This is a genomic window from Rhodococcus sp. RCBS9, assembly GCF_029457415.1.
GTDB lineage: Bacteria > Actinomycetota > Actinomycetes > Mycobacteriales > Mycobacteriaceae > Rhodococcus_F > Rhodococcus_F qingshengii.
The window spans coordinates 3,507,381-3,520,160 of sequence record NZ_CP120422.1; the positions used below are offsets into that span (position 1 = coordinate 3,507,381).

At 60.9% G+C, this 12,780-nt stretch carries 12 protein-coding genes; 5 read left to right on the forward strand and 7 right to left on the reverse strand.

Going from position 1 to position 12,780, the window contains the following annotated elements:
- Window positions 1-270 precede the first annotated feature (270 nt).
- The gene (locus P0M12_RS16525) at window positions 271-1,488 is read left to right on the forward strand and encodes a helix-turn-helix domain-containing protein (RefSeq protein ID WP_041814672.1); all 1,218 of its coding nucleotides are present in this window, start codon (window positions 271-273) and stop codon (window positions 1,486-1,488) included.
- Window positions 1,489-2,130: 642 nt separating this feature from the next.
- Here the strand turns inward: P0M12_RS16525 and P0M12_RS16530 are convergent.
- The 3 genes from P0M12_RS16530 to P0M12_RS16540 form a co-directional block, all read right to left on the reverse strand.
- Complete coding sequence (locus tag P0M12_RS16530) at window positions 2,131-3,555, reverse strand: PQQ-binding-like beta-propeller repeat protein (protein WP_158170148.1); 1,425 nt, start codon at window positions 3,553-3,555, stop codon at window positions 2,131-2,133.
- 142 nt (window positions 3,556-3,697) lie between these two features.
- Window positions 3,698-4,999 carry a TrpB-like pyridoxal phosphate-dependent enzyme gene (locus tag P0M12_RS16535; protein WP_003945451.1) on the reverse strand — a complete coding sequence of 434 codons (1,302 nt, stop codon included), beginning with the start codon at window positions 4,997-4,999 and terminating at the stop codon, window positions 3,698-3,700.
- 257 nt (window positions 5,000-5,256) lie between these two features.
- Window positions 5,257-5,715, reverse strand: a complete 459-nt coding sequence (locus P0M12_RS16540) for a PaaI family thioesterase (protein ID WP_003945940.1) — start codon at window positions 5,713-5,715, stop codon at window positions 5,257-5,259.
- Window positions 5,716-5,800: 85 nt separating this feature from the next.
- Here P0M12_RS16540 and P0M12_RS16545 point away from each other — a divergent pair, with 85 nt between their 5' ends.
- From P0M12_RS16545 to P0M12_RS16555, 3 genes are all read left to right on the forward strand, one after another.
- Window positions 5,801-6,376 carry a TetR/AcrR family transcriptional regulator gene (locus P0M12_RS16545; protein WP_007734151.1) on the forward strand — a complete coding sequence of 192 codons (576 nt, stop codon included), beginning with the start codon at window positions 5,801-5,803 and terminating at the stop codon, window positions 6,374-6,376.
- A 72-nt stretch (window positions 6,377-6,448) separates the two neighbouring features.
- Entirely contained in the window at window positions 6,449-6,952 is a 504-nt protein-coding gene (locus P0M12_RS16550; protein WP_019746932.1) for an SRPBCC family protein, read from the forward strand.
- Between the two features lie 28 nt (window positions 6,953-6,980).
- On the forward strand, window positions 6,981-8,231 hold the full coding sequence (locus P0M12_RS16555; RefSeq protein ID WP_007734160.1) for an NADH:flavin oxidoreductase/NADH oxidase family protein: 1,251 nt from the start codon (window positions 6,981-6,983) through the stop codon (window positions 8,229-8,231).
- Here P0M12_RS16555 and P0M12_RS16560 read toward each other — a convergent pair whose 3' ends face one another.
- Both P0M12_RS16560 and ald read right to left on the reverse strand, forming a co-directional pair.
- The gene (locus tag P0M12_RS16560; protein ID WP_007734162.1) at window positions 8,232-9,107 is read right to left on the reverse strand and encodes an aldo/keto reductase; all 876 of its coding nucleotides are present in this window, start codon (window positions 9,105-9,107) and stop codon (window positions 8,232-8,234) included.
- Between the two features lie 68 nt (window positions 9,108-9,175).
- Window positions 9,176-10,276: an alanine dehydrogenase gene (ald, locus tag P0M12_RS16565; protein ID WP_081557366.1), complete on the reverse strand. Its 1,101-nt coding sequence runs from the start codon at window positions 10,274-10,276 to the stop codon at window positions 9,176-9,178.
- 109 nt (window positions 10,277-10,385) lie between these two features.
- Between ald and P0M12_RS16570 the strand changes: the two genes are divergently transcribed.
- Window positions 10,386-10,907: an Lrp/AsnC family transcriptional regulator gene (locus tag P0M12_RS16570; protein ID WP_003945867.1), complete on the forward strand. Its 522-nt coding sequence runs from the start codon at window positions 10,386-10,388 to the stop codon at window positions 10,905-10,907.
- Window positions 10,908-10,914: 7 nt separating this feature from the next.
- Here P0M12_RS16570 and P0M12_RS16575 read toward each other — a convergent pair whose 3' ends face one another.
- Together P0M12_RS16575 and P0M12_RS16580 are read right to left on the reverse strand one after the other, a co-directional pair.
- Window positions 10,915-11,979, reverse strand: coding sequence for a maleylacetate reductase (locus P0M12_RS16575; protein WP_221741613.1), 1,065 nt, complete (start codon window positions 11,977-11,979; stop codon window positions 10,915-10,917).
- A gap of 1 nt (window position 11,980) precedes the next feature.
- Window positions 11,981-12,769 carry a pirin-like bicupin family protein gene (locus P0M12_RS16580; protein WP_020906267.1) on the reverse strand — a complete coding sequence of 263 codons (789 nt, stop codon included), beginning with the start codon at window positions 12,767-12,769 and terminating at the stop codon, window positions 11,981-11,983.
- Window positions 12,770-12,780: the final 11 nt, after the last annotated feature.

The following is a 12,780-nucleotide window of genomic DNA, read 5'->3' on the forward strand; positions in this document are numbered from 1 at the left end:
TCGATTTCGGGTCGGAGGCGACTTCGTCTGAGGGAGATCGTGCCGGCCGGCCTCGCGCCCCACTATGCAAATCCCACGGCTGCAACAGATCTCGTCGCTGCCACGTCTGACGGGTTGCGAACCGAGTGAAGACGTCACGGGTCTGGAGTGCTTGGCATGAAGCGAGCCTATGGTGCAAAAGTTAGTTGCATCACTGTCATGTGTTCAATTTTCTACGTAGAAATTTGGGCATATGTTGCAAACCGGAGAGGGGGCTCGTACAGTTCGACCATGGTCGGAGAACTGCAGCATTTGGTGGACACTACCGGGCGCCGACTGGACCGTTCCGTTGCGATCGATGATGTACAGATTCGTCTGCTCGCGTACAACTCGCATGACAGTGCCGTCGATTCAGTCAGAATGAATTCCGTTCTACAGCGGAATGTTTCACGCGAGATCGTAGACTTCATCTACGCGAGTGGAGGCCGTGAAGCCCTCGATCTCTTCACTGTTCCCGTCAACGAAGAACTAGGGCTGACCCTTGGCCGGGTCGGGATGCCGATCCGGTACCGCAATGCGCTGCTGGGCTTCGTCTGGCTGTTGACTTCGGAGGGCGAAGTTGACGAGGATCAAGCCGAGGTCTTGAGGCGCACGGCTGATGCGGCAGCGATGATCCTCCACCGCGAACAGTTGCTGGACGAGTTGTCCCGAAGTCGGGAGCGGGAACTTACTCGAGACGTCCTGTCGGGCGAGCGGTCGCTGCGCGAGGACGCGGCAAACAGGTTGGCCGAGGAGGGCTTGTTGGCTGCGGGTCCAGCAGTCGTGGTCACTGTGTTGCTCCGTCCTGGCGACCAGTCGACATTGACCGAAAGAGATCGTCTGAGTGTTGCCGTCGGCGTCGATCAGCTTCGTCGGAGGCTCCCGCGGAACAGTGCAATCCAACTCGACCGCCCCGACCACAGTCTGTTGATCGTATCGGTGGCCGAACGCTCGACTCAAACCCATCTGGACTCGCTGATCGTGGCAGCCCGGGAGCGAGTCTTGTCTGAAAGTGGGCGCCAGAACATCGAATGTTGGGTCGGTATCGGTGAACCGCGAACCTCGGTTGCGGATGTGCGCGAATCCTACGAAGAGTCCAGACGTTCCGCAGATGTGGCCCAGGTCGTCAAGGTGCTCGGAAATGTTGTGCGTTATCGGGATCTCGGCGTCTACGGACTTCTGGCCGAACTGTCGGAGGATCGACTCGAGAACAGTATTCACTCAGGTTTGCAGTCCTTGCTCAGCCATGAGGACTCGAAAAGTGAGGCTCTTCTCGCGACGCTGGAGAGCTTTTTGGACAATGCCGGTGACGTAAAGCGAACGTCAGAGGCGCTCTGTGTGCATCGAGGGAGCTTGTACTATCGCTTGCGGCGAATTCAGGAGATAACACGAGCAGACTTGGCAAACGGCGACGACCGGTTGGCCTTGCATTTGAGCCTGAAAGTCGCGCGGCTGTTGGATCTCCGATGATCCCGATCCGAGAAGAGGGGACTGCGGAAGAATTGAGCGGCTCAACGTAGTTGGCGGCTTTCGATCGTCAAGCATGATGGTTCTGGGGTGGGAAAGGAAGCGCGTCGTACATCGGCCGGGGTGGGTTGGCTTGACCTGCTGAGACGTTCATACGTTTGATCGGGCACCTTCTATCCTCCTGTCGGCAGATGCGGCGGAGTGCAACTTTTTCGGGCATTGAAAGTGCAGAATCGTCCAGATGGGTGTCGAGCTGCGTGAAGAACGCGCGTTTTTGCAAACCGAAATGACGACGAATTTGGTCTGAGTTCGGTCCCCCGGTACGCAGATGTTCGCGCGCGAACTGGACTATTTGTTGCCGACTGCAAATTGGGGATTTCGCATCCATTCCCGTTGGCTCCCTTTATCGTTGGATTGGATCAGATACCTGAGTCGGTGCGATTCGTATGCACCCCTTCACCGCAGGTCTGGTCTGATCTTTCCGAAGTCGGAGTCGCGGAGATACATGCAGTTGTTCGAGATCGTTCCCCCGAAATTGAACAAACGCGCCAGACTGGATTGTGGCCATCGAGGCTGTACGTCTATCCATTTGCTGGTTGCTGAGCCGGCTGGTCAGTACGACATTGAACCGGTGATGTTGCCGGCCTATCGCCAAACGGTGAAGTGGTTTTGCCAGGAGAACGACACGTTTTTGCCGGCATTCGAGACGACGACTCCGCGCGGATCGACCTCTGGCGGAAGGGGGACCGACCACATCATCTTTCCGTCGCGAGCCCTGATCGAATGCATGCCGGTGTAGTCGCTGAAGACGAAGTGATCGCCATCAGTCGCACCGCTTCGAACCCAGTACGCGTCTTGCCAGGGTGTTTGCCACAGTTGTCGGCCACTCTCGACGTCGAGACCCGAGATTGTGCGGGTCTCCGGCGACGTGACGAGGATTGTTTTTCCTACCACTGCGGCGATGGCGCTTCCTGTCCCGGCCGTCGCGGTGTTGACGATTTGTGAACTGCGCCAGAGTTCGTCACCCGACTCCGGATCGTAGGCGCCGTCGCCGAGAAACATCGGCACCGCCGTCGAGGGCTTACTCGGGTAGGACGACGATGAGTACGAGGGAATCGGTATCGCACGAATCGTGGATCCGTCGGAAGCCAAGAGGTTTTGGGTTCCGGCATATCCCGACCGGCCGCCGACACTGGTGAGGAACAATCCGTTCCCGGTAGGGACAAGCGAATCGCCCTCGAATCGGAATCGTTCGGCGCCGGACTGCAGATCGTAGATTCGATAGCGGTACTGCGGGTCCCCGCCGTCGCCCTGTTCCATCGCAATGACAGTGTCGGTGTGAGGGACCGTGTAGACGGCTCCGAACTTCTCACTTGGTTCGAAGGTACGCACGAAGTTGGCAGTCAAATTGGTTGTGGTGCCGCTGGCAAGAATTCGTGTTCGAACCGTTCCGTCCATCCTTTCGCCGGACGTGTACACGGTGTCTCCGGCGATGGTGGCGCCATTGAGATCGAAGTCGGTTCCGAGGTCGGACATCAGAGTTCCGGTCGCGGTATCGACAAAGATCATCCGTCGATCGCCCCAGCACGCGATGATCGTGGATTCGTTCTGCTGACTGCACTGGCCGATGACTCCGCCGATTCGCGTTTTCCACAGCGGACTTCCGTCGTCGGGATTCACCCCGACGAGTGTGACGGCACCGACTCCCTGACTCGACGAAGACTCGTCGGTCTTGGGAAGCGGATAAGCAGTCGCGGCCACCAGCACGTCACCGACTTGGTACGTGTTGCCGTAGCCGTAGTAGCTATCGAGCGTGGAAGGCATCGACAGCAGCACGTCCCCGGGGTTGTCCGTGAGCGCTCGGACATCGAGTTCCCAGGCTTGTTGCGGAGGATCGGAGAGGTCTACGTCGACAACGCCTTGCTCGACGATCGGACCGCCTGTCTTCTGCTTCGGCCATGCCGCATCACTGGAGTCGGAGATTACCGATACGACGATGAACGCGATCGCCACGAGCAATGCCAGTCCGAGTGCGACCAGTTTCCAATGTTCCTTCAACCGAAGCTGCATCGAAAGACCGTAACCGATCGATCAAACTGATCGGTTCGTTTCGCGGACGGCCGGCACGATGTCGATCGCGAGATCGAGCCCACGTGCTCGGTGTGACGAAGTGTGGTGGCCTCGTACGCACGAGACCACCACACCGACGGCGTCAGACGTAAGGCGAGTACGCCGGAAGATCCAACTGACCGTTGCCGGACAGCCCGATCACGATCACCTCGGGTTCGGTGACGGCACGGGCGTGAGCGATAGCGCCGGCAACCGCGTGGGTGGATTCCGGAGCCGGGATGATTCCTTCGGCGCGGGCGAAAATCAGACCTGCCTGGAGTGCGTCGTCCTGATCGACGGCAATTGCATCCATGAGTCCGAGGTTGACCGCGTGCGAGACCATCGGCGACATGCCGTGGTAGCGGAGGCCACCGGCATGGATGGCCGGCGGTACGAAATCCTTACCCAGAGTGTGCATCTTGAGCAGCGGCGTCAGGCCGGCGACGTCACCGAAGTCGTAGCGGTACTCGCCCTGGGTGAGGGACGGGCATGCCGACGGCTCGCAGGCGACCAGACGAGTCTTGGTGCCTTCGCGAAGGTTTCGTCCCAGGAACGGGAAGGTGAGTCCGGCGAGGTTGGAACCGCCACCGGCGCAACCGAACACGGTGTCGGGGACGGCGTCGCCGGCTTCTTCGAGCTGGACCATTGCTTCCTGACCGATCACGGTCTGGTGCAGCATGACGTGGTTCAGCACGCTACCGAGTGAGTAGTGCGTGTTCGGATCCTGCGCAGCGACCTCGACGGCCTCACTGATGGCCATACCGAGCGAGCCGGTGGTGTCGGGATGCGACTTCAACAGTGCGCGTCCGGCTTCCGTCAGGTCCGAAGGCGACGGGTGACAGATTCCGCCGTACGCCTCCATCTGGATGCGTCGGTACGGCTTCGAATCGAAGGACGAGCGAACCTGCCATACCTCGACGTCGAGTCCGAGCAGCGCGCCCGCGAACGACAGCGACGCACCCCACTGTCCCGCACCGGTTTCGGTGGTGAGCTTGGTGGTTCCCTCGATTGCGTTGTAGTAAGCCTGCGCGACAGCAGTATTCGGCTTGTGTGAACCGACCGGGCTCACGCCTTCGTACTTGTAGTAGATGCGGGCAGGTGTGCCGAGAGCGCGCTCGAGTCGATGCGCGCGGAACAGGGGAGAGGGCCTCCACATGCCGTAGATCTCGCGAACCGTCTCCGGGATCTCGATGTAGCGCTCGGTTGCGACTTCCTGCGCGATGAGGTTCATCGGGAACAGCGGCGCCAAGTCCTCGGGGCCGAGCGGCTCACGAGTGCCCGGATGCAGGTGCGGGGGAACGGGCTCGGGGAGGTCAGCCGCCAGGTTGTACCAGTGCGTCGGCACTTTCGACGGGATGGAGACGCCCAAAGGCTCGAGCGAACGGTTGAGTGGGGTGGTGGTCAACTAACTCTCCTTCGTGGATTCGGTACCTGATCTTGGCGGTCGTAGCGACGACGCGTACGGCATTTGCCGGATCGGGGATCCTGAGAGGAGCCTGCTGGACCACCCGATATCGGTCCGGGCAGCACGCAGTTGCGGCTGACCGTCAGCGGTCGGGCCACCAGAGGTGCGCAGTGAGCAGGGTCACGAGCCGATCGTACATCGGCACTCGCACCCTGCTCACGTCGGGCGCAGCTACATTCTCGCCATCCTTCGTCGGCTCAGCGAAAAATCATGCACGTCGTGGTTCCATGCGCCACCAACTTGCCGTTCTTGTCCAAGACCTTGCCCTCTGCCGTCGCGGTACGCCCGCCCACGTGAATGACGCTGCCGTGGGCTGTCAGTTCGTCACCGTCGAGAGGCACCGTGCGGATGTAGTTGAGCTTGAGTTCGAGGGTCGTGTAGCCGACGCCGGCCGGAAGCATCGTGTGTACCGCGCAGCCCATGACCGAGTCGAGCAGCGTTGCGCAGATGCCGCCGTGCACAGTGCCGAGCGGGTTGCTGAAATCGGCGCGCGGGGTCAGGGCGAAGCTCACGGATCCTTCGTTGACCTCGCGCATCTCCATGCCGAGGAGGCGTCCGATGCTGGGCCGGTCGTTGACCTGCGTTCCCATCCAGCGGAGAAGTTCGAGGCCTGTCATCTGCGCCGGATCGACGGTCGCGGTTGTCTCGTCACTCATTGTTTCATCCCATCACTATGTAGGTCGTCATACATAACGTAGCGTATGAGTCGACAGGTGTACCGACGGCCGAAGGATCTGTGACATGGCAGAGCTAAGCTCACGTGATCGCATGATTCGTAGTGCGGTCGAACTGATCAGCCGCAACGGCGTCGATGCGACATCCTTCAGCGACGTCATCAAGCACAGCGGCGCGCCCCGTGGGTCGATCTACCATCACTTTCCAGGCGGCAAGACCGAGTTGATGGTCGAAGCTGTGCGCGCGGCCGGTGCGATCATCACCAGACGAATCAGCTCGGCTGCGGCTACCGGTTCCACGGCCGACGTGATCGAAGCGGTCGGAGACATCTGGCGACTCAATCTCACACGCTCGGACTTCGCGATCGGCTGCCCGGTGATTGCCGGCGGGTTGGCGCGTGCCAGTGAGCCAGAAGTCGCGGAAGTGTCGGCTGAGGTCATGCTGGGATGGCAGAAGTTGATCGAATCGCAACTCGAAACTGCGGGTTATCCTGCAGTGCAGGCAAAATCGATGGCAAACCTGACGATCACGTCGGTCGAAGGTGCAGTGGCGGTGTGCCAGACGACTCGAAGTATCGAGCCGCTCGAACAGGTCATCGCTTCACTGCAGGGGCTCTCTCGTTCTGAGGCTTGGTCCCGCTGAGCCTTCGGGGGTTGACTTCGGTCGTCAAGTATCCGTAACTTCATGTAACGGCTAATTGGGCAGGAGTAGGCGATGACACATTGGTTCGACCTCGAACCGGTCGGTGTCGATTTCTTCGACACGGCACCGCATATCTTCACGTACTCGATCGATCTCGCCGCCGAACCTGACGCCGTCTGGGCCGGTCTGACCGCCGACGAGCCTTTGTCGTGGTGCCGACTGCTCACAAAAGTGCACTACACCTCGCCGCGCCCCTACGGCGTCGGCACGCGCCGAATCGCGGAGGTGGGCGGCGGTGCGATGCAGATGCGCGAAAAGTTCATCACCTGGGACGACGAAACGCGTCGGCACTCGTTTTACGTCGAACAGTCCAATGTTCCGCTGTTCCAATCCTTCGCGGAGGACTACCGCGTCGACGAGCTCGCAGTGGGTTCGAGACTGCAGTGGAATTTTGCATTCTCGCCGCGTCCGAAGCTGTCGCTCGCGGTGCGCGGCGGGCTACCGGTCAACTCGCTGATCTTCTCGAGCTTCGTGCGCGATACCAAGCGGCACTTCGGTTCTGCGCCACGCCATTGACTTTCTTCCCTTCATACGAGAGGCATCCATGACCACGCTCGGAGAATCGTTGACTTTGCCCTGCGGGCAGATCCTGCGGAATCGCACGATGAAAGCTGCGCTCAGCGAGGCTCTGGGTGACCGCACTCATGGACCGTCCACTCGCTTGGAAACGCTGTACGGTCGTTGGGGCAGTGGCGGGTTCGGTTTGCTGATCACCGGCAATGTCATGGTCGATCGATCGCAGATCGCCGAACCGGGCAATGTCGTCGTCGACGACGATCGTGATGCCGAAGCACTGACTGCCTGGGCCAAGACCGCCAAGAACGGCGGCGCCGAGATCTGGATGCAGCTGAACCACCCAGGGCGGCAATCCAACCCGATTGCCAGCAGAGGTAGACCGGTCGCCCCGAGCGCGATCGCGCTGAAGATTCCGGGAATGGCGACGCCGCGAGAACTCTCGACCGCTGAGATCGACGAGATCATCGACAAGTTCGCGGAAACCGCTCGCGTCGCCGAGTCCTCCGGCTTCGGGGGCGTGCAGATACACGCAGCGCACGGTTATCTTGTTGCGCAGTTCCTTTCGCCCTTGTCCAATCAGCGGACGGACGAGTGGGGTGGAGATCCTGAGCGTCGACGACGCTTTCTGATCGAGATCGTTCGGCGCATACGCTCTGCCGTTGCTCCGGGATTCGCGGTCTCGGTCAAGCTCAACTCGGCTGATTTCCAACGAGGTGGATTCTCGGAAGACGAGTCGCGAGAAGTAGTGCGCGCGTTGACCGAAGAGTCGGTGGATCTCATCGAGATCAGCGGTGGCAGTTATGAATCGCCGGCCATGATGGGTAAAGCGCAGAAGCAGAGCACTCGCGATCGAGAGGCATATTTCCTCGAGTACGCCGAGACAGTCCGAGCGATTGCCGGCGACATTCCCTTGGCGGTCACCGGCGGCTTCCGCTCGCGATCGGCGATGGTCGAGGCACTGGCTTCCGGCGCGTGCGACGTGATCGGCCTCGGCCGGCCGACGATCACGATACCCGACGCGGCAACCGTTCTCCTGGAATCGGATCGGGAACGATTGACCGTGCCGACTGTTGAGTTCGGAGCGCGGAAGTTGTTGGGGAAGGTTGCCGACATCTCGATGCTCGACGGTGCACTCGACCTGCAGTGGCATACCGATCAGCTGCACCGGATGGGCGACGGAAGCGAGCCGGATCCGGCTCGGCCGTGGTGGAAGACCCTCGGAACGATGGTGAGGCGAAACGGATTCGATGCGCTTCGCCCCACCAAACGAGCGGCTTGATCAGTTCGGTGCACCGATGTTGAGTTCATCGGGATGCGCGCCGACGCGGGTGCCGTCGTCGAGAGTGTCGATTTCGCTCAGGTCGAGATCGGTGAGTTCGAAGTCGAATACGTCGATGTTCTGAGCGATTCGAGCATCGTGTACGGATTTCGGGATGACGATCAGGCCGTTCTGAAGGTGCCAACGGATCAGGACCTGCGCGGCAGTCTTGCTGTGGCGGTCACCGATTCGTGTGATGATCGGGTCGGTGAGCAGGGTGTTGGGCTTGGACGCCTTACCCCAACCTGCGTTACTGGTACCGCCGAGTGGGCTCCACGATTCGACCTTGATCCCGTGCTCGGCGGCCTTGTCGCGAATGGCGTGCTGCGTGAGGTGCGGGTGCAGTTCCACCTGATCGACTGCGGGCAACAATCCACCGCGTTCGACGAGAAGCTGCAGATGATGCGGCTCGAAGTTGCACACCCCGATTGCCTTGGCGCGGCCCGATTCCGCGATCTTTTCGAGTGCGTCCCACGTGCGGAGGAGTCGGTCGTTGTCCTGCAGAGGCCAGTGGATGAGGTAGAGATCGACGTAGTCGACGCCGAGCTTGTCGATGCTGGTGTCGAAAGCCTTCAACGCCGGCTCGTAGCCCTGATCTGCATTCCACAGCTTCGTAGTGAGGAAGATGTCCTCTCGCGCGACGGACGAGTTGGCGATACCTCGTCCGACGCCCTCTTCGTTTCCATAGGCGGCAGCGGTGTCGATGTGCCGGTAGCCGGCCTCGTCGAGTGCGAACCGTACTGCATGCTCGGTTTCGTCGTTGGTGGCCTGCCAGACTCCGAGGCCGAGTTGCGGGATCGTGGTTCCGGAATTCAGCGTGATGTCAGGAATGCTCATGGATCAAGGCTAGCGATCTCGAGCTGTCCTTGCCTGGGTCAGAGCTGCCTGGGTCAGAGCTGCCTGGGTCAGAGAGTGGTAGCCGAGTACCCATGCGCCGCTGCAACACTGTCGGACAGGAGCAGGCCGTCGTGTGTGCTCAGACCTGACCCCAGGCCGGGAACTGTCGCGACCGCGTCCTTCCACCCCTTGTCGGCCAAGGCGACGACGTACGGAAGCGTCGCGTTGGTGAGTGCGTAGGTGGACGTACGGGGGACCGCTCCGGGCATGTTCGCAACGCAGTAGAAGACCGAACCGTGAACCTGGTACGTCGGATCGGCGTGCGTGGTCGCGTGTGAATCCTCGAAGCAGCCGCCCTGGTCGATGGCGATGTCGACCAGGACAGAACCCGGCTTCATACGCGCCACCAGGCTGTTGGAGACGAGAGTCGGCGCCTTCGCCCCGGGGACCAGCACTGCGCCGATGACCAGGTCGGCGTCGAGTACTGCCTGTTCGAGTTCGAAGCTGTTGGACGTGATGGTCTTGACCTGGCCGTGGTACAGCTCGTCGATTTCCCGCAGGCGCGCGATCGACAGGTCGAGAACGGTGACGTCGGCCTGCATGCCGTAGGCCACGGCGATGGCGTTCTTGCCGGAGACTCCCGCACCGATCACCACGACCTTGGCGGGGCGCACTCCGGGTACGCCGCCCATCAGCACTCCGCGTCCGCCGCCGTGACGCATCAAGTGATAGGCGCCCGCCTGCGGTGCCAGGCGTCCGGCTACTTCACTCATCGGGGCGAGGAGGGGCAGTGAACCGTCGGAACCGACAACTGTTTCGTAGGCGATGGAGGTGGTCTTCGACGTCAGGAGCGCGTCGGTGCATTCCTTCGACGCCGCCAGGTGCAGGTAGGTGAAGAGAACCTGATCCTTACGGAGTCGCGAATACTCTTCTGCAATAGGTTCTTTGACCTTCAGGAGTAGATCTGCGTCCGTCCAGACCTGATCGGCAGATCCGAGGATCTGCGCGCCCGCGGCCTTGAAATCCTCGTCACTGAACGAGGAGCCGACGCCTGCACCCGTTTCGATGACGACTTCGTGTCCTCGGCCGACCAGTTCGTGGACGCCTGCTGGGCTGATGGCCACGCGGTACTCGTGGTTTTTGATCTCGCGGGGGATTCCGACCTTCATGACACGGCTCCGAACTGAGTCTGTTGTTTCTTCGAATGGCAGGTGCCAAGCATGAAGTTTCGTCGCCAGATAGTGAAGAGAAGTGAAGATAATTCTCTAGGCTGTATTCATGGTGCGCGAAAGTTCAAAAATCGGTATTCAGACGGCCGCCTCGCCGAAGCATGTTCGGGCAGCAATGAAGTTGGACGAGATCGACCGGGTTCTGCTCGAAGAGCTGGCGAAAGACGCGAGGATTCCGAACAATGCGCTGGCTGCGATCGCGGGAATTGCGCCGTCGACATGCCTCGGCCGTGTGCGCGCCTTGGTGGACAACGGCGTGATCAGGGGATTTCACGCGGACATCGACCCCGCCGCTCTCGGAATGGATCTGCAGGCGATGATCGCAGTTCGACTGCAGGCCAACGCACGGTCGCACCTCAACCGGCTCGGCGACGATTTCGCCAAGCTGGACTCCGTGCTCAACGTGTACTTCGTTGCCGGTGTCGACGACTACATGCTGCACGTCGCAACGACGGATTCGGCGCAGTTGCGTGACTTCGTCGTCAACAATCTCTCGGCGCATCCGGCGGTTGCTGCGACCGAGACGATTCTGATCTTCGAACACGTCAGGCCTCGAGGCGGTACTGCCTGATTAGTTCTCACCTGATGGCGGGTCGACGCCCGGACCAGGCGTTCTCGAGGAGTTCGCTCAGGCCCGGCGGGGTGATCTCACGCGGATTCGGATACGCGGCGGAGGTGGCGAGTTCGACTGCATTTTCGATTTGATCGTGACTCATTCCCAGTTCTCGCAGAGTGGTCGGTCCGCCGCACGCGGTGACGAGGTCGAAAACGCCGGTAGCGGCATCGGATGCGCCCAGAGCAGTCGCTATTCGCGACATCACATCCGGGACAGCAGGCGCGTTGAATGCCATCGCGTGGGGGAGGACAACGGTGTGGGTGGGAGCATGCGGCAAACCGAAGCTGCCACCGAGGGTGTGGCACAACTTGTGATGAAGCCCCATACCGACCGTGCCCAAGCAGGTTCCGGCTAACCAGGCTGCTTGCAGTAGTTCGGCCCTACCTTCCAGATTTTTCGGATCATCGACAATGCTCGGCAGCGCACGGGCGATCCCGGAGATCGCCTCGATCGCCATCAAGTCCGTGATCGGGTTGGACTCGGTGGAGTACAACGCTTCAACCGCATGCGCCATCGCGTTGACGGCACTGGTGACCGTGGTGTCCAGCGGCAGATCGAGAGTGAGGTCGACATCGTATACGACGGTTTCGGGTCTGATGTGGGGAGAGGAGCGAGTTGTCTTGCGTCCGTTCTCTGTTTCACCCAACACCGGAGTGACTTCTGATCCCGCGTACGTTGTCGGAACGACGATCTGATCGAACCCCGCTCGTAGTGCCAGTGCCTTGGACAACCCGGTTGCCGAACCGCCGCCGATCGCGACGACCGTGTCGACGTGATGGTTCTCGGCAAGTCTCAGCGCGGCTGTCGTGACTTCGATCGGAGTATGCATCACAGCGCCGTCGAAGCGGACCACCGCCATGTCGCCGAGAGATTCGGTCACGGCGGCGGCAACCGCGTCGAGTCGACGACTTGCCAGCACCATCACTCGGCTACGGCCGAGCCGCCGCACTTCTTCGGCGATCGTATCGATCATCCCTTGGCCGAAGACGATTCGAGCCGGTGAAGCGTCGTACGAGAAGGGCTTCATGTCATCCCTGCGAAACGGTGGCGTGCATTTCCCAGACGATGACCTCTGCCCCGGTATCGGAGCTGAGCTGCTGACCTCCGCCGCCGGACACGCGTACCGCGTCACCTTGTTCGAGCACTCCGACGCCTTCCATGGCGGCCTGACCGTCGGCGACAAAAACGTGCAGGAACGGTGCGTCGGGCAGGGTCACGGGCTGTCCGGGTTGCAGACGCGCAACGTGCATCGCGGCGTACTTGTTCTTGATCCGGATTGCCGAGTGATCGGCGTACGCGTCCATGCCCGACGCGACGGGAACCAGTCCACCGGCAAGCAATTCGGCGTCGATCTCCAACTGCTCGTATCCGGGCGTGATTCCGGCCTCGTCGGGGACGACCCACATCTGGATGAAGTGAACCGGGTCGCTGTGCTTGTCGGAATGCGCACCCGCCACGTCACCGAGTCGCCACGAATCGTTCTTCTCCGAATGCAGGATTCCCGTTCCAGCGCTCATCCGCTGGGCGAGACCGGGGTAGATGACGCCCGAATGCCCCATCGAATCCTGATGTACGAGAGAACCTCTCAGTACCCAGGTGACGATCTCCATGTCCTGGTGCGGGTGGGTATCGAATCCCATTCCGGGCGTGACGATGTCGTCGTTGTTGACCAGGAGAAGACCGTGGTGAGTGTTCTTCGGGTCGTAGTGATTGCTGAACGAGAACGAGTGCTTCGAGTCCAGCCAGCCGGCATTGGACTTGAAGCGATCCCCGGATCGACGGATATCGAGGTTCGGCTGCGACAGAGTGGAGGTCATGGTGTGCCTTC